Source organism: Anaerobacillus alkaliphilus (assembly GCF_004116265.1).
Classification (GTDB): Bacteria; Bacillota; Bacilli; order Bacillales; family Anaerobacillaceae; genus Anaerobacillus; species Anaerobacillus alkaliphilus.
Window position 1 is genome coordinate 532315 of the sequence record NZ_QOUX01000046.1, and the last position, 15713, is coordinate 548027.

Annotated in this window: 19 protein-coding genes; 9 read left to right on the forward strand and 10 right to left on the reverse strand. The window is 35.1% G+C overall.

All coding sequences use genetic code 11. From position 1 onward, the window contains the following. Window positions 1–127 precede the first annotated feature (127 nt). Window positions 128–2404 carry an ATP-dependent helicase gene (locus DS745_RS17840; RefSeq protein ID WP_129079577.1) on the forward strand — a complete coding sequence of 759 codons (2277 nt, stop codon included), beginning with the start codon at window positions 128–130 and terminating at the stop codon, window positions 2402–2404. Window positions 2405–2462: 58 nt separating this feature from the next. Here the strand turns inward: DS745_RS17840 and DS745_RS17845 are convergent, their stop codons facing one another. Next, window positions 2463–2645, reverse strand: a complete 183-nt coding sequence (locus tag DS745_RS17845) for a hypothetical protein (RefSeq protein WP_129079578.1) — start codon at window positions 2643–2645, stop codon at window positions 2463–2465. A gap of 217 nt (window positions 2646–2862) precedes the next feature. Between DS745_RS17845 and DS745_RS24665 the strand changes: the two genes are divergently transcribed. After that, entirely contained in the window at window positions 2863–3012 is a 150-nt protein-coding gene (locus tag DS745_RS24665) for a hypothetical protein (RefSeq protein WP_161568303.1), read from the forward strand. Window positions 3013–3056: 44 nt separating this feature from the next. On the opposite strand, the gene DS745_RS17850 is transcribed toward DS745_RS24665, so the two are convergent. Beyond that, window positions 3057–3599 (reverse strand): hypothetical protein, encoded by a 543-nt coding sequence (locus DS745_RS17850; protein WP_129079579.1) that lies wholly within the window; start codon window positions 3597–3599, stop codon window positions 3057–3059. A gap of 182 nt (window positions 3600–3781) precedes the next feature. Between DS745_RS17850 and DS745_RS17855 the strand changes: the two genes are divergently transcribed. The 3 genes from DS745_RS17855 (at window position 3782) to DS745_RS17865 (ending at window position 6137) form a co-directional block, all read left to right on the forward strand. Further along, entirely contained in the window at window positions 3782–4471 is a 690-nt protein-coding gene (locus tag DS745_RS17855) for a BMQ_0737 family morphogenetic spore coat protein (protein ID WP_129079580.1), read from the forward strand. A 132-nt stretch (window positions 4472–4603) separates the two neighbouring features. Next, a complete protein-coding gene (locus DS745_RS17860; RefSeq protein WP_129079581.1) occupies window positions 4604–5245 on the forward strand; it encodes a hypothetical protein in 642 nt (213 codons plus the stop codon). 85 nt (window positions 5246–5330) lie between these two features. After that, window positions 5331–6137, forward strand: a complete 807-nt coding sequence (locus tag DS745_RS17865; RefSeq protein ID WP_161568304.1) for a glycosyltransferase family 2 protein — start codon at window positions 5331–5333, stop codon at window positions 6135–6137. A 37-nt stretch (window positions 6138–6174) separates the two neighbouring features. Here the strand turns inward: DS745_RS17865 and DS745_RS17870 are convergent, their stop codons facing one another. Further along, the gene (locus DS745_RS17870; protein ID WP_129080083.1) at window positions 6175–6501 is read right to left on the reverse strand and encodes a DUF1360 domain-containing protein; all 327 of its coding nucleotides are present in this window, start codon (window positions 6499–6501) and stop codon (window positions 6175–6177) included. A gap of 197 nt (window positions 6502–6698) precedes the next feature. Here DS745_RS17870 and DS745_RS17875 point away from each other — a divergent pair, with 197 nt between their 5' ends. Next, window positions 6699–7148: a hypothetical protein gene (locus tag DS745_RS17875; RefSeq protein ID WP_129079583.1), complete on the forward strand. Its 450-nt coding sequence runs from the start codon at window positions 6699–6701 to the stop codon at window positions 7146–7148. Window positions 7149–7300: 152 nt separating this feature from the next. Here DS745_RS17875 and fabI read toward each other — a convergent pair whose 3' ends face one another. From fabI to DS745_RS17885, 3 genes are all read right to left on the reverse strand, one after another. Continuing rightward, a complete protein-coding gene (fabI, locus tag DS745_RS17880) occupies window positions 7301–8086 on the reverse strand; it encodes an enoyl-ACP reductase FabI (RefSeq protein WP_129079584.1) in 786 nt (261 codons plus the stop codon). Window positions 8087–8238: 152 nt separating this feature from the next. Further along, window positions 8239–8382 (reverse strand): hypothetical protein, encoded by a 144-nt coding sequence (locus tag DS745_RS24950; protein WP_196121281.1) that lies wholly within the window; start codon window positions 8380–8382, stop codon window positions 8239–8241. A 34-nt stretch (window positions 8383–8416) separates the two neighbouring features. After that, window positions 8417–10483, reverse strand: a complete 2067-nt coding sequence (locus tag DS745_RS17885) for a cation:proton antiporter domain-containing protein (RefSeq protein ID WP_129079585.1) — start codon at window positions 10481–10483, stop codon at window positions 8417–8419. A 237-nt stretch (window positions 10484–10720) separates the two neighbouring features. On the opposite strand from DS745_RS17885, the gene prpE reads away from it, so the two are divergent. Both prpE and DS745_RS17895 read left to right on the forward strand, forming a co-directional pair. After that, window positions 10721–11461, forward strand: a complete 741-nt coding sequence (gene prpE / locus DS745_RS17890; RefSeq protein WP_129079586.1) for a bis(5'-nucleosyl)-tetraphosphatase PrpE — start codon at window positions 10721–10723, stop codon at window positions 11459–11461. A 100-nt stretch (window positions 11462–11561) separates the two neighbouring features. Further along, window positions 11562–12008 (forward strand): hypothetical protein, encoded by a 447-nt coding sequence (locus DS745_RS17895; protein ID WP_129079587.1) that lies wholly within the window; start codon window positions 11562–11564, stop codon window positions 12006–12008. Between the two features lie 16 nt (window positions 12009–12024). Here the strand turns inward: DS745_RS17895 and DS745_RS17900 are convergent, their stop codons facing one another. The 4 genes from DS745_RS17900 to DS745_RS17915 form a co-directional block, all read right to left on the reverse strand. Continuing rightward, complete coding sequence (locus tag DS745_RS17900) at window positions 12025–12912, reverse strand: RluA family pseudouridine synthase (protein ID WP_129079588.1); 888 nt, start codon at window positions 12910–12912, stop codon at window positions 12025–12027. A gap of 12 nt (window positions 12913–12924) precedes the next feature. Then, entirely contained in the window at window positions 12925–13719 is a 795-nt protein-coding gene (locus DS745_RS17905; RefSeq protein ID WP_129079589.1) for an NAD kinase, read from the reverse strand. Window positions 13720–13819: 100 nt separating this feature from the next. Then, a complete protein-coding gene (gene yjbM, locus DS745_RS17910) occupies window positions 13820–14467 on the reverse strand; it encodes a GTP diphosphokinase (protein ID WP_129079590.1) in 648 nt (215 codons plus the stop codon). Window positions 14468–14560: 93 nt separating this feature from the next. Continuing rightward, complete coding sequence (locus tag DS745_RS17915; RefSeq protein WP_129079591.1) at window positions 14561–14944, reverse strand: UPF0738 family protein; 384 nt, start codon at window positions 14942–14944, stop codon at window positions 14561–14563. Between the two features lie 167 nt (window positions 14945–15111). On the opposite strand from DS745_RS17915, the gene DS745_RS17920 reads away from it, so the two are divergent. Beyond that, on the forward strand, window positions 15112–15699 hold the full coding sequence (locus tag DS745_RS17920) for a CYTH domain-containing protein (protein ID WP_129079592.1): 588 nt from the start codon (window positions 15112–15114) through the stop codon (window positions 15697–15699). Window positions 15700–15713: the final 14 nt, after the last annotated feature.

Genomic DNA, 15713 nt, shown 5'->3' on the forward strand with positions numbered 1-15713 from the left:
CCCTATCTAGCGTTGTTTAGTTAGTTGTAAACTTTCCTTTTATTTGTATGCTCGCTTACCTTACATGTTTCCCCTTTTTTTGATATAGTAGTTACTTACTAGTTTTTAAGTTTAATGGAGGTTTTCAATGTTCATCGCCTTATTTAAGGAAAAACTAATTAACTTAACAAAAATAGACCGTGCTGATTTTCAGAAATACTTTCTAGCAAGTCAAAGGGGGGAAATTACTTGTCCCTGTTGTCGCCAGCATGTCAGACTGAAAATTAGTATTCTTCAACCACCTAGATTCATTCATCCCTCGCAAATGTTTAATTGCGAAGAAAGTATTTCAGCTTTAGAAACCAAGACCGATTTATTCGAACAACCAAAAAACGTTGGAAGTTTTACCCTCCCAATGAAACGTGAAATAAATGGTGGGGTTGCAACACTACAAAAGCCATTAATTGATTGTTGGAAAGAACCATATGTTGTAAAAAGCATTCCTTCATTCATCCCTCAAACCAATGTTACTAAGAGGCAAGACGCATATATGGTAGATGAAAGTCAATGGACAGCCGTTTCAACTACTGAGGGACCATTACTAGTATTGGCAGGAGCAGGAAGTGGCAAAACTCGGGTGTTGACAACGCGAACAGCATATATGATGACGGAAAAGAAAATTCCTGCAAATCGGTTGCTCTTGGTTACTTTCACTTCAAAGGCAGCAAGAGAAATGAAACAACGAATGCATCTAATAAAAAGCGTTACAAAACAGGACTTGAATACCTTGGTTGTAGGGACGTTTCATAGCATCTTTTACAAAATGCTTATGCATCACCAAAGTTCTCAGTGGCAACCGAATAAACTTTTGAAATGGGACTGGCAGCGTGAGCAAATCATTAAAGAGGCCACGAAAGACCTAGGAATAGATGATAAAGAATTCGCCTTCGATCAAGCATTATCACAGATAAGCTATTGGAAAAACCAACTCCTAAACCCTTCTATTATAGAGGTCGAAACTGAATGGGAAGAAAATGTAAGGTTGATCTATGAGCGTTATGAACTCTCAAAAAGTAGCTCTCAATATTTTGATTTTGATGATATGTTGGTGGGATGTTATCAACTATTAGTGGAAAATCAAGGCTTGCTTGAGAAGTATCAAGAAAGGTTTTCTTATATTCTAGTAGACGAATTCCAAGACATTAATAAAGTTCAATATAGCATTATTTCACTACTTGCAAACAAATCTAAAAATCTTTGTGTCGTTGGTGATGATGACCAGTCCATCTATAGTTTTAGAGGAAGTGACCCATCTTACATACTGAATTTCAAAGATGACTTCCCAACTGCAAAAACAGTATCCCTAAATTGTAATTATCGATCGAATCATTCAATCGTATCCAGCGGAAAAAACATTATTTCGCATAATAAAACTAGGAAAGATAAGCAAATCATTGCTGCCCGTGATAGCTCCCTTCGGCCTATTCAATTTTTCCCCTATGATGAGGAAGAAGAAGCAACGATGATTGTAGCTGATATAAAAGAGAAAATAGAAAATGGTGCAAAGCCTCGGGATTTTGCTATTCTATTTCGAACTAACTCTTCTTCAAGGGCTATGTTTGAAAGGCTTGTTTCTTCAAGCCTACCTTTTAGTGTAGAGTTTGATGGTGAGTCATTTTATTTACGACGAACCGTTCGAAAAGCTCTTGCTTATCTTAGACTTAGCTTTCATCCGGACGATCAAGACTCAATTAAAGAGTTATTAGGGGCTTTGTTTATAAAGCAATCAAGTTTACGGGACTTAAAAGCAATGTCAATTTTACACGATTGTTCCCTATTAGAAGCTTTAGAAAAACTGACTGATATACAACCTTTTCAACAGAAAAAGTTAAAAAAAATGATCCCACTCTTCAAACAGTTACGAAATTTTGCCCCAAAAGAAGCGCTTGAATGGATTGAGAAAGAAATGGGGTTAAATGACTATATTAAAAAGCATGGGAATGAAGGAAATGTGATCGACAAAGGTTCTGATGATTTACGTGATTTAAAGGTAGCTGCTTCTAGTCATGAAAGAATTACTGATTTCCTCCAACACGTAGACCATATGATTTTAAAAGCAAAAGAGTACAAAGCACAAAGCGAGTCCGATAATTGCATTCAATTGCTTACCGTTCATCGCGCCAAAGGCTTAGAATTTCAGACAGTTTACATTCTGAATGTGGTAGAAGGTGGCTTTCCGCACGATTACTCCTTAGAATCACTTCGAGAAGGTAATTTTGGTCCTTTGGAAGAAGAACGAAGACTAATGTATGTTGCAGTTACTAGGGCAATGGAACATTTATATGTCTCAATCCCTCAGAAAAGACGGGGAAAAAAAGCAAACCCTTCTCGCTTTGTACGTGAAATGAATACCATTAGATCTTAATAATTACATAAAAAAGGGAAACCCTCGCTAAACTTCGGCTTTCCCTTTTTTTAATACCTTACTTCTTGTCATTGTTCAGTGATTCTTCTTCTAATGTCTTTTCAGCTGGTCTTCTTCTCATAAACATTAGATTATCCCAGGCTGCAAACGGATGAACTTCTTGATTTTCGATTTGTTCTTCTTTAACTTCTTCTACCTTCGGTTCCACCTGATCAACTTTTCTAATTTTTTTCTTTTTCATGATGCTCCTCCTCAATATTTCTTGTGTGTATGTTTGTTATTAACAGCATTTTTAGGAAACACTGTGCCTATATTAACCTATGCCCTCTTAATGACTTTGTGTGGGCATTTGTCCTATTAGACTTTTGCCTCGAAATTTAAAATAATAGGTCTCTATTATACACATTTTACATATAGTCCCATATTCTAATATAAAGTTAAATTCAGAGGTGAGAATTATGGCTAAACAAAAAAAGGTTACTCCTATAGGTCCAACTAGAAAGAAACCTGTTACAAGTGGTTCTCAAGTCCATGTGGTCTCCTCAGGTTTTAAATCAAAGAAAGCCCCTAGTGGTTGTGGTTCTTGTGGAAAAAGGAAGTTAAAATAAATAAAAACAGTGAGATCGGGACTTCCAATCTCACTGTTATTGTTCTATTCTTCTTTATTTTGCTGTTTTAGTGTGCGTAAAAACCAAGAGTCCGCTGCGTCAGTTTCTCTATTTAATTGAAGCGAGTTTTTTCTTGGTTTAAAAAGACTGGTTTCCTCCTCCAACTCTTCAACCTTATGACGAAGTCTGACTACTTCTTCCTCTTGATTATCTAACGTGTCTCTTAGGCTTGCGTTCTCGGTCTGTAGCAATTCAGTTTCTTCCTGTAATATTTTGTTTTCAGCTAAAAGTTCATTAACTTTATTTTGTAAATCAGTATACGTTTCTTCATATCGAGATTTCTTTCCTTCTATTCGTTGAACAGTTTCCTCAAGTTCCAACTTCTGTTGCTGTAACTGATTAACTTCTTCATTTTTGTGCTTGATAATCTCCTTTAACTGATCAAATTGGTTATAGTGATAATTATTTTGGTAACTATCTACTTGCTGCTTATAGCGAGAAAGTTCCGCTTGCAGATGAATTATTCTTTGTTTTAATTGAACCGGATCCAATTTACGTATTGACTTCGTACGATTGTCAACTGTCACTTTCTCCCTCCTCTCCTTGTTTAATATCCTCTCTTATCATATATATGTTCCATTTGCCCATTTTTGTATTTATTTTTTGAAAAGACCATTTTTATATCTCAACATTTGCACAATTTTAATCCAAATACATAGTATGAATTAGTCAAGTATTACTACCTATTTTTGAAAGGAGCCAACCGTATATGTCTAAAGAAAAAGAAAGACTGTGTATTCGCGTTGATAAGGTATATGATTGGGTAACAAGAGAAATTCATAAGGACTTTTGCTTTGAAGGAGTAGAAGGCTTAGCTAAATTAGGTTTTTCTAATGATGGATACCCTGGAGTTGATCCATGTGAATTCTTCGGCCCAGATGCAACGTTAGAAGTTAAGTGCTTCCCTACCGACTCTGAAGGCAACAAAATTGATGTCGACGATATTAAAGTTACTCAAGTAGGAGAGCGCCAAGATGTCTTTGTTGACGAACTTGACACAACATTACAATTAGTGCGTCTTAAAACTACTGGCTACTTCGTTATTCAAGTAACAGGGATTGATTGTGGAAAGGTTCTTGGGGTACTAACTTCTCAACCAATATCTTTCTGCATCATCGATAAGTATTTACTATGTGCACCAGAAGGTACAAAAATTAACGCACATGTATATTACTTTGAGTGTGAAGGAACATTGTCTTGTGAAAACGGAGAATTTGAACAATTAGCATTAACACTTCTTCTATGCCAATCAGTTCAAGTTGAAGCCGAGGTTAAAATTGAAATCGAGGGGCGTATCTGCAAACCTCGTGAAGAGATCATTGCACCTATCTCTGTATGTCCGGATATTACATTCCCACCACAATGTCCTGAGGTATTCCCTCCAAAACACAAATGTTAAGCTAATTTCAACAAAAGTAAGCTAGATTATAAAATCTAGCTTACTTTTTTGTTATTTTACGATCTATTAAATACAAACAAATGTAGTTGCATACATATTTACAAGGTGATTAAGAAAGGGCGTGCAAAGCTTTTGAAAAAAACTAATCAAGAAACTAGAAAAACTAATTATTCAGAAGTTAGACAAAAACTAATTTACTACCAGTCAGAAGCCGCAAAATATAAATTTTTATGTGATAAATATGAATACCTAATTTCACAAGCTTTACTAAGTAAAAATATTGAAGAACAAAAGCCTCAGGAAGTAGAAAAAGATCCTATTTCGGATGTTACCTCTTATTTTAATCATTCATTTATACAAGATAAGGAAACGAATCAACATTTTATCTACGGAAGCTTTATTGTTACGAATAGTGGCGAAACAACCTTAACAAATCCAATTATTTGTTTAAAAGTGAATGAACCTAGGCAAACGATTGTAGGTGGAAAGATTGGGGAAGTCAGTGGAGCGAGCAACAAGGTTTTAAGCGCTTTTGAGGAATGGTCATACCTTCACGAAGATTGGCGACATAAATGGCTAGAGAAAGGAGAACTTTGGTTAAAACCAAAACAAACTACAGAACTACCCCCAGGTGAGAAACTTATTTTTTCAGGGTTTGATATTAAATTTAAAGAAAACCATTCATTAAAACAAGTGATTGTTGAAGCGTTTTGTTATTTTGAACAACTGTCATCGGGCAGAAAATCGTTGAACAGTATCTCATTAACGTTTTAAACAATAACCAGTATCCTCCATAATGGTACCATTCCTTCAACAATTTCATATTCTATTGGATGACAACGGTATTGGAGGGATTTATTTGAATGATATTCCGCTAGTTAGTATTATCATTCCCTGTTACAACTACGGAAAATATGTAGAAGAAGCCATTTCGTCCGCCAAAAATCAAACATATCAGAATGTGGAGATAATCCTTGTGAACGATGCTTCTACCGATCCCCTTACAAAGAATGTTTTAAAAAAAGTTGAAGGCGACACTTCTGTTACGGTTATCCACCATGAAGTAAATAAGGGATTACCAGCTGCAAGAAATACAGCGATTAATACATCATCAGGAAAATATATACTGCCACTAGATGCTGATGATACCATTGAGTCAACTATTGTTGAAAAAACAATGAAAATCCTCGAGGAAACAACAGACGTTGGTTTTGTATCAGTAGGTATGAGGTATTTTGGTGATGTGAATTTTGTCCATGTTCCACCACCAATTAATTTTTACAAATTACTATATCACAATAATGTGTCAGTCACATCCTTATTTAGAAAAATTGCCTGGGAACAAGTGGGCGGCTATAATGAAAGCTTAACAGAAGGTTATGAGGATTGGGAATTTTGGATTAACCTAGCGAAGCATGGCTGGAGATGTTCCTGTGTAGAAGAACCACTTTTCAATTACCGTAAACACGGTAACAGTATGATTACAGAATCTAAAAAAAAGCACCACTACATCTACAATCAAATTAAGAATATTCACAGGGACTTATACCTCCCAACGAAGCTTTCTCAGATGAAATATCAGTGGAGGGTTACAAAAATGAAAGAACCTCGCTTAAAATATTCAAATAAATCTTTTCGTTTCCAAGATAATTATCAATCTAAATAATTATTACAAAAGGTCACCTTTATGGTGACCTTTCCTTTTAGTCAGAATATTTAGCTACAATTGTTTCAATTATTGCTGCAACACCAGCAATTGCTAAGACAAGAATAAGAGATCCAGTAATAGGAAAATAATGGTATGTTATAACTAAAAAGAGTGAGGACCACACTCCTACACACCAGTAACAACTTAACAATTCCCCGATCCAGAATTTCAAACCTTCTCCTTTAATGTGTAGATACGTTTCAACTGTTCCATCTTCATTTTTTTCTTCTACTATCTCGTGAAACGGTTTTCTGAGAAAACCTGTAATTGTGTCAAATACAATTAATCTGGTAAGTCGAAAAGAAGCAAAACATAGGATCATAAACTCAAAAAATGAAATAGAGCTCACGGTGGATACCACCTTTTAAGATTTGGTCTGTAAACCAAGTTTATTAGAATTAGTACTACTATGTGAGTGACATGTACATATACATATAGTAAGAAATGCATCTAGTACAAACAAATACCCAACTAACTATTAAAGTTACATACAAAAATAAGACTAAATAGGTGATGAAAATGAAGGAAAATAAAATTGTAAAAAAAAATTATGCACAAGCTCTGTTACACCTGCAACAATCTTTGAATGTATGCATCGACTCTATCCAACAAGTTATTAACTCGATTGAAAGTACTCCGTTACCTAATAAACAGAGTCAAATTAATGTTCAAGAATCAGTAACTGATACTGTTTCAACTTTACTAGAAGTGCAAGGACTGACTCAAGGGAAAATTCAACGTTTAATTAATCAAACGGACATAAATGTTCACCTTATTGAAAATAGTACTAAAAATCCAATCAATAAAAGAACAGAACAAGTAATTCATATGAACAAATTTCACCTAAAGCGAGAAAATCAATATCGGATGATTATTACCCGTAATAGTGCCGAACCAACACCTCCTTGGACTGCAAAGAAATTATCGAACACTCTGGCTAAGGAAAAATATACTTCATCTAACTTTTAAATAATATGTTTATTGTAAGATGTCCTATAACTTTCCCAAGATAATCATAGAGGAAGTTGATGAGCAACTTCCTTTATACATAGGAGATATTATTTAAACTAAGCATCTCAAAAAAAGACGAGAAATGTGTAATTCACATTTCCCGTCTTTTTTTAATTTTTCATTAAACCTATTGTACTATAGCCTCCATCAACATGAAGGATCTCACCTGTTATTCCACGTGACAAATCACTCATTAAAAATAACGCTGTATCACCAACCTCTTCTTGTGTTACAGCTCTACGAAGTGGTGCATTTGTTTCGAATTCTTTCATAACTTCATTAAAGTCGGAAATTCCCTTGGCAGCTAAGGTACGAATTGGTCCAGCTGAGATGGCATTAACACGAATACCGTCTTTTCCTAGATCATTTGCTAAATATCTTACACTAGCATCAAGTGCAGCCTTTGCTACTCCCATAACATTGTAATTCTTAACCACTTTCTCTCCACCCAAATATGTTAAGGTTACAATACTACCACCTTCAGTCATTAATTCTCGCGCTTCCTTTACAACTGCAGTTAATGAATATGCACTAATGTTTTGCGCTAATAAAAATCCTTCACGGGTAGTCGTCAAATACTCACCAATTAGTTCTTCCTTGTTAGCAAATGCAATACAATGAGCAATTCCATGGATAGTCCCTACTTCTTCTTTAATTGTTTGAAATGTTTTAGAAATTTCCTCATCACTTGATATATCACATGGAAGAACGAGGAAATCTTTCCTATCAAGAGTTTCTGCTAGATCTCTAACATTCTTTTCAAGTCTTTCCCCAGCATATGTAAATATTAATCTAGCTCCTGCTTTAGATAAGGATTGAGCAATCCCCCAGGCAATACTTCTCTTATTAGCAACACCCATAATAACAAACGTTCGATTTTCTAACGATAAATTCATCGGAAAAATCCTCCTTCAAAATATATAACAGTAGTTATTAGTACTTGGTACTAATAATTATAGCATGTACCAATTAATAAGCAAAGAATTTTCTCAATATAGATACCTATTTCCTCGGGAATAAATAAAAAAAGGATAAGTCTACATACAACTTATCCTTTACTCGTCTTAATATTTCGTTTTACATAGTGGCAATGAGGACATTCATAAATTACATTTTGATTAGATTGAGCAGTTAGTACGTGCTCAATCTCTTCTTCTTTGCTACATCTTGGACAAATGATTACTAAATCCATAGAACTTCACCTCACACCCTAGTTTCTCCGGCTCTTAGTTTTCATATTCTCTGTCTGGAAGAACTGTTTTAGGTAGCGAAGTACCTCTAGTGCCACGTAAATCTATATTTTCATTTTCTTCAGGAAACAAAATGATAAAGCTTTCTTGAGATACTTTGGATATTTCCCTTGGAAGCTTCTCTAAATAAGGATGCCAAGCAATAGTACCACGACGGGCACTAATTACTAGAATTAAATCATCATTTTTTAATTGTTGAAAGTAATCCCGTTCCAAATCTTTCCATTTGTATATTCTCTCATAGTGAATCGGTATATCTGGTTTCTGGTCATTTATTAACTTTTTGTAATGGTTTTGATCTCCCTTTATAACAAGGCAGACTATGACGGCACCTATCTGACTTGCCATTCTTTTTATAGTTTGAATCGACTGAATAAATCCAGGTTTCCGATAAACCATTGGTGGTAGGATAAGAATCATACGCTTCGTAGTATTTAGTGGATGTGTTAACTTTGTAACCAGCATCATTTGATTCGTTTGTTCTAATACTTGATCTATCACACCTCCTAAAATACGCTGTGGTGTGGATAGCTTACCATTCCACCCAACAATAATCATAGAGATTCTTGTATCCGTTACTGCTCGAATAATACCAGAAGAAGGATTATGGTCTACTCTTGTTAATAAACGGATTGGTATATCTGCTCCAGAAGCGTACATGACTGCATGACCAAGCATTCTTTCAGCCTCAGCAACTTTAGCTTCCTCCCCTCCACCATTTCCTCTAACGACGGATATAGGATATAAAGGCTCTGCTGAAGTCGGGGTTTTGAGAATAAAAGCTAAATCTAACAATGACTCTATTGTCTTTGGATTGGCCAAAGGTATTAAAATTCGTTCTGGAGCAGCGCTTTGTTGATAAGGCTGTGCCATCTCATACTGAGCAATTTTACGACTGTATTTTTCGACCATGTATGGGCCGATTAAACAAGTAACCAAGATCATAATAATTACCCCATTAACTATTGCTAAAGAAAATAGACCTAATTCATACCCCACCAAGGTTGCAGCTAGAGTTGCAGCTGCTTGAGGAATAGTCAAGCCATACATTACTTTTATTTCATCATTAGAGTATTGATAGATTTTACCTGCTATCCAGGCCGCTAACGATTTCCCCATATTGACTAGTGCAACAATCGAGAAGGCAAACACTAGTGCCAATGGCTCTTCAATTAATACTCGAAAATCCACTAGCATACCAACAGACAACAAAAAAAACGGAATAAACAATGCGTTCCCTACAAACTTAATTCGATTCATTAATGGGCCTTGCTCAAAGATTAAACGGTTTAATGCTAGCCCAGCCAAAAAAGCACCAATAATCGGCTGAACACCTGCAATTGTTGCTATGTAAGCACAGACAAATAAAACGGACATTACGAATAAGTACTCCATTGAGCTATGACTCGTAACACTTCGAAAAAAGAACTTGCCAATCATTGGAACTAGAAATAATACGAAACACACATAAAGAGTTAGAGAAACTCCTAGATTTAACCAAAATAAGATTGAAATATCTCCTTGTTTCAATCCTGCAATTACTGCTAACACTAAAAGAGCTAGCGTATCCGTTAAAATTAAACCACCTACGGCTGTAGTTACTGCTTTATTCTTAGATACCCCGAGTCGACTTGCAATAGGATATGCAAGTAATGTATGAGATCCTAGTATTGAACCCAATAAAATTGCAGCTGGCAAAGAATATTCCAGTAGAAATCCTAGAATGGTTCCAAAAATAAAAGGAATGGTAAAAGAAAGTAACCCAAAAATAACGCTACGATTTCGGTACTTTTTGAAACCGTCCAAATCTATTTCCAAACCTGCAATAAATATAATATAAAGAAGACCAACAGTACCTAAGAGAATAATTGTTGGATCACGATCTAATATGCCTAATCCATTTGGACCAACAATAATTCCAGCAATAATTAAACCGATAATCCCAGGTATTCTTAATTTGCTCATAATAATAGGGGCAATTAAAAAGATAACCATCGCTAAGGCAAAGATTAGCACTGGATCTGTAACCGGTAAATCAAACAATATGTCACACACCTTTATTCTTTGTTTTAATCAGAAAAATATCTTACAATCATAAAAGAACCTACTATTGATGTCAATTGATACCAAACTAGGCTAATTATTTATATACCTTATTCTTACCTTATGATAAAGCATGTAGTTATTATCACTAATCTAAACAAAAGTATAGGTTCTATTTAAGTCTGATATGCTATAAATGGAAACTGCATAAAATTACGTAAAGAAAGAGTGGTCAATATGTATGATGTTATTGGTGATATACATGGCTGTTATGACGAGTTTGTAGAACTTACGAAAACACTAGGGTATGATTGGTCCAATGGGTTTCCTGTTCATCCCAATGGTCGAAAGCTAGCTTTCGTAGGAGACTTAACAGATCGTGGTCCTTCCTCCATTAAAGTCATAGAAATCATTTCAACGATTGTAAAAAAAGACTTAGCTTTATATACACCTGGAAATCACTGTGACAAACTGTATCGCTATTTTCTAGGTAGAAAGGTTCAAGAAACACATGGATTAGAAACAACCGTTGCTGAACTAAAAGCACTCTCAAAAGAAAAATACGGAAAAATACGGTCTATGTACATGGAGTTGTATGAAAATGCTCCACTTTATTTAACTCTAGACGAAAAAAAGCTAGTCATTGCACATGCTGGTATTCGGTCTGATTATATTGGTCGAACAGATAACAAAGTCAAAACTTTCGTATTGTATGGTGACATTACTGGAGAGAAACATCCGGATGGCTCGCCGATTCGACGTGATTGGGCAAAGAAATATACAGAAAAGAACTCTTTTATTGTCTACGGGCACACACCTGTAAAAGAACCCCGAATGATTAATCATACAATTAATATTGATACAGGATGTGTATTTGGTGGGAAATTAACGGCTTTCCGATATCCTGAAAAAGAAACGGTATCTATTGACTCAAGACAACCTTATGTTCAAGAAAAATTTCGGGATTTCGAAGATTAGAGGTGACTGGCTTTTCCACTAGCTTAACTTTGTTTTAAATATTCGCCGTCATATACTTACGAACATAAAATTACGCTTCTGAAAGGTAAAGGTAAAACTAATGATGAAAATGAAAACTGCATTTCTCTTACTACTTTTACTACTCGTTCTTAGCGGTTGCGGGAATGAAGTAAATATTACGCCAAACACCAAAGAAAGTAAGATAATTATTGACGAAGAGAGGTCCTTAATTAATTTCTATGTGCTATTAGAAAACGAAAACCGCCATAAGGTCGGACCACTCTACGCAAAATTTATTATTTATGATGAGACATTACAAGCAGCCCTTGGCTCAGAAGTGATCGATTTTACATACGAGGATGGAAAGAAACAGCCATTTTCTATTGATGGTAGGAAAAGCTACTTTATTTCTGAGTCTTTTTTATATGATGCAGAACTCGATAATGAAGAATTAATTAATATGGTTGAAGTTGTCATTAGTGATGAAAATGAAATGGAAATCCTACAATTTTTAATCCCAAATATAGAGAAATACGAAGCTCCATAAAGGGGCTTCGTTATTTTTATTTAATCAAATTTCCCATGTCTTCTGGTGGATGAACAGTAAAATGTAACTCTTCTTGATTGATTGGGTGAAAAAACTGTAATTGATAACTGTGGAGGGCTTGCCGAGATAGTTTTGTTACTTTTCCTCCATAAAGGTCATCACCTACTAATGGGTGACCTATATATGCCATATGAACACGTATTTGATGAGTTCTCCCTGTTTCTAAGGAGAGCTTTACGACTGTCTCCTCCTTTAACGTCCTAACCACCTCATAATGTGTTACAGCCATCTGACCATCGATGCGAACTTCTCGTTCAATAATGCTATCGTCTTTCCTGCCAATTGGCTCATTAATTGTTCCATTTTTATTTACCAAATGCCCATGTACAATTGCAAGATACGTTCTTTTTACTTTTCCTTTTTTTTGCTGCTGTGACATTAAGTCATGGGCATAGCGATGCTTTGCTACGACGAGAAGACCTGAAGTATCGCGGTCAAGGCGGTTAACTGCATGAAACGTACAAGGGATTTTATGTAACTCATAATAAAAAAGTACTCCATTGGCCAAGGATCTATTTGGGTGATAGATAGAAGGAATAGTAGGTAAATTCGCCTGTTTATTTATAACCAGTAAATGGTCATCCTCATAGACGATATCCAAAGGAATTTCGATAGGTTGTAAGCCTTCACTTCGCTCCTCTGGAGGAAAAATGACCGTAACCATATCACCCATATTTACGACCGCTCGGACAGTAACATTCTCTCCATTTAATAGTATTGAACCTCTTTGTTTTAGGTCTGTTAATCCTTGACGAGAAATTTTTTGTTCATTTCTTAGGTACTCTCTCAATAGCTTTTGATTGTAAGCTTCCGGCACGGTCCAGTGGAGTATTATGTTCTGCATGATGTAACCCTCTTACCCATTAATAAACGACTCTTTCACACGTTTCCAAAATGGAAATGGGCGAAATCGAGCAAATCTAATTTTCTCCTCTGCAACACGACACTGAATAGACTTCACACTTTTTTCGACCATAGACAAATGGTCAATGGTAATATGAAAATCGACATCATTCAATGGCTTTAACAAGCATGTATGATGTTGTGGCAATACAAGAGGAGATCCTATTGTACGGTATACACGATTATTAATTGATGCCATTTCTGATATTTGAATTGAAGCTAATGATGGGTGCAAGATCGCTCCACCTAACGCTTTATTATAAGCCGTACTCCCTGATGGTGTTGAGATACATAAACCATCACCACGAAATGTTTCAAATAACTCGCCTTTAATTTCTAAGTCCATGACAAGAGAACCTACAACACTTTTTACTGAACATTCATTAAGTGCTAGGTAACGTTCTGATTTTGCGGAATTATTATGTCTAACAATTACTTCTAGAAGTGGATACTCAACAATCTTAAATGGTGTTTTAGCAATATGAATAACAAGGCGTTCTACTTCCTCAGGCTTCCAATCTGCATAGAAACCAAGGTGCCCTGTATGAACACCAACAAATGACGTATCATTTAAACGATGAGTATATTGATGAAAGGCATAAAGAAGTGTTCCGTCACCACCAACTGTGATAACAATATCTGGCTCAGTGCTATCATAAGATAAATTGAATTCTAATAAGTAATTCTTAATCTTTTGCATAAGGGCATTAGACGTCTCATCACCCCGTGAGATTACCGCAAACTTCATTCCTTGGACAACTCCCTAATGAAAATATGAATTATGAATTATGAATTGTGAAGGATGTTTAGAATTTGCTTGGAGCGGAGCCTAAGCTGAAGTTTGTCATTCATAATTCATAATTCTCTTGATTTCTCTGTTCTTCTTCTTTTTTTCTGAATATTACTTGTGCCTCTAATACTTCACCACGAATTTGTGACATTTCTTCATCTAATCGAAAAGCTGCTTCAGCTGCACGTTGTAATCGGTCGATGATTTTCTCAGGTATTTCACCACTATATTTATATAATAGAGAATGTTCAATAGTCGCCCAAAAATTCATTGCTAATGTCTTTATCTGAATTTCGACAAGAATTTTCTTTTCTCCATCGATGGTTTGTACCGGATATTTAATCACTAAATGGTAAGCACGATACCCACTTCTTTTTTTATTAGCGATATAATCACGTTCTTCAATGATTTCAAAATCTTTTCTCATTCTGATTAGTTTTACAACTGCATCAATATCTTCGACGAACTGACACATCACCCTTACTCCTGCCAAATCTTGCATCCTCGATTCAAGCTCTTCGATAGGAATATTCTTTCGTTTTGCCTTATCCAAAATACTTGATTTCGGTTTCACTCTTCCCGTGACAAATTCAATCGGGGTATGTTTTGTAGTAGACATATTGTACTGTTTACGAACACCCCTTAATTTTATTTTTATTTCCTCAACCGCTTGTTGGTATGGTGCTAGAAAAACGTCCCAATTCATATCTTTCCCCCTATTACTATTGACCTTCACTCCAATACATTTAAGGGAGTTAAGCCATAGGAGCATCCTTTGCGGAGCTAAGATTTTATTGTATTATTTAATCTTGAAAATATCACTAACCGCTTGTACCATGTTATCGCCATAATTACTATTTTCCTCAATATTCGATATAAGATATTCTAACTCTTCGTGGAACTCTGTTAAATGCACTTTCGTTTTTTCATCTATGTAAATGTTCAAAGGCAACTTTTGTCTATACGATTTCTCCAAGTTAACCCAAATTTCTCTCGGAAAGCTTACATAAATAAACTCATCCTCAACATCGAGTAAGTATATAAAAGCTACATTTTCGGAATCCGCTAACATCCTACCCTCGGGTGTTATTTTTGAATTTTTAAGTAGCTCATTTTCCTCCAATAATACGTTTACATCAGCTTCCCCAATGTTCAAATCTACAACTACAAGTTTTTGTGCCATTATTGTTCCTCCAATAAATAACTTTTTACGAAATAATCTTATCACAAAATCAAGAATTACTGTAATGAAGAACTATTAAAAGTCATGAAAAAATAGTATGATAAACAAGTAAAAAGACAAGCTACTATTTCTATTTTAGAAAAATCTTTATTAAAGAGGGTCATAATTTGAGTCAAGAAATTGAAATTGAATTTAAAAACCTAGTCTCTAAGTCTGATTTTCATGTATTATGCAAGAAGTTCTTCATAGATCAGTCGGCCTTTGTATCCCAAATAAACCACTATTTTGATTCGGATGATTTTTTGCTTAAATCTAATCATAGTGCTTTGCGAATTAGAGAAAAAAATAAGCAATATACACTAACACTTAAACAACCAAATGTAATTGGGTTACTAGAAACACACCAAAAACTCACTAGGGAAGAGGCTACATCTGCTTTTAAAGGAATTTTACCTCCTGGGTTAATTGCTGATCAACTACTTCTTTCGTTTAATATTGACATAGTCAAACTTAGGTACCTCGGATCATTAATTACTAATAGGGCCGAAATAGAGTATCATGGAGGAACTCTTGTTTTTGACCATAGTAAATACTTAGATACTGAGGATTTTGAGATAGAGTACGAAGTTAATGAAGAAGAAATTGGAAAAGAAATATTCGAAAATATCTTTCGAGAAAATAAAATATCTATCAAAAAAACCGATAATAAAATTAAACGTTTTTTCTTAAGGAAACAACAACTAGAAAATAAATAATTGAGGTGGTGTTC

Coding starts and splice junctions, on each gene's coding strand:
- prpE (WP_129079586.1), top strand. CDS start 10,721: ATGTATGATGTTATTGGTGATATACATGGCTGTTATGACGAGTTTGTA.
- DS745_RS17845 (WP_129079578.1), bottom strand. CDS start 2,645: ATGAAAAAGAAAAAAATTAGAAAAGTTGATCAGGTGGAACCGAAGGTA.
- DS745_RS17875 (WP_129079583.1), top strand. CDS start 6,699: ATGAAGGAAAATAAAATTGTAAAAAAAAATTATGCACAAGCTCTGTTA.
- fabI (WP_129079584.1), bottom strand. CDS start 8,086: ATGAATTTATCGTTAGAAAATCGAACGTTTGTTATTATGGGTGTTGCT.
- yjbM (WP_129079590.1), bottom strand. CDS start 14,467: ATGAATTGGGACGTTTTTCTAGCACCATACCAACAAGCGGTTGAGGAA.
- DS745_RS17900 (WP_129079588.1), bottom strand. CDS start 12,912: ATGCAGAACATAATACTCCACTGGACCGTGCCGGAAGCTTACAATCAA.
- DS745_RS24950 (WP_196121281.1), bottom strand. CDS start 8,382: ATGGATTTAGTAATCATTTGTCCAAGATGTAGCAAAGAAGAAGAGATT.
- DS745_RS17855 (WP_129079580.1), top strand. CDS start 3,782: ATGTCTAAAGAAAAAGAAAGACTGTGTATTCGCGTTGATAAGGTATAT.
- DS745_RS17870 (WP_129080083.1), bottom strand. CDS start 6,501: ATGATCCTATGTTTTGCTTCTTTTCGACTTACCAGATTAATTGTATTT.
- DS745_RS24665 (WP_161568303.1), top strand. CDS start 2,863: ATGGCTAAACAAAAAAAGGTTACTCCTATAGGTCCAACTAGAAAGAAA.
- DS745_RS17905 (WP_129079589.1), bottom strand. CDS start 13,719: ATGAAGTTTGCGGTAATCTCACGGGGTGATGAGACGTCTAATGCCCTT.
- DS745_RS17840 (WP_129079577.1), top strand. CDS start 128: ATGTTCATCGCCTTATTTAAGGAAAAACTAATTAACTTAACAAAAATA.
- DS745_RS17895 (WP_129079587.1), top strand. CDS start 11,562: ATGATGAAAATGAAAACTGCATTTCTCTTACTACTTTTACTACTCGTT.
- DS745_RS17915 (WP_129079591.1), bottom strand. CDS start 14,944: ATGGCACAAAAACTTGTAGTTGTAGATTTGAACATTGGGGAAGCTGAT.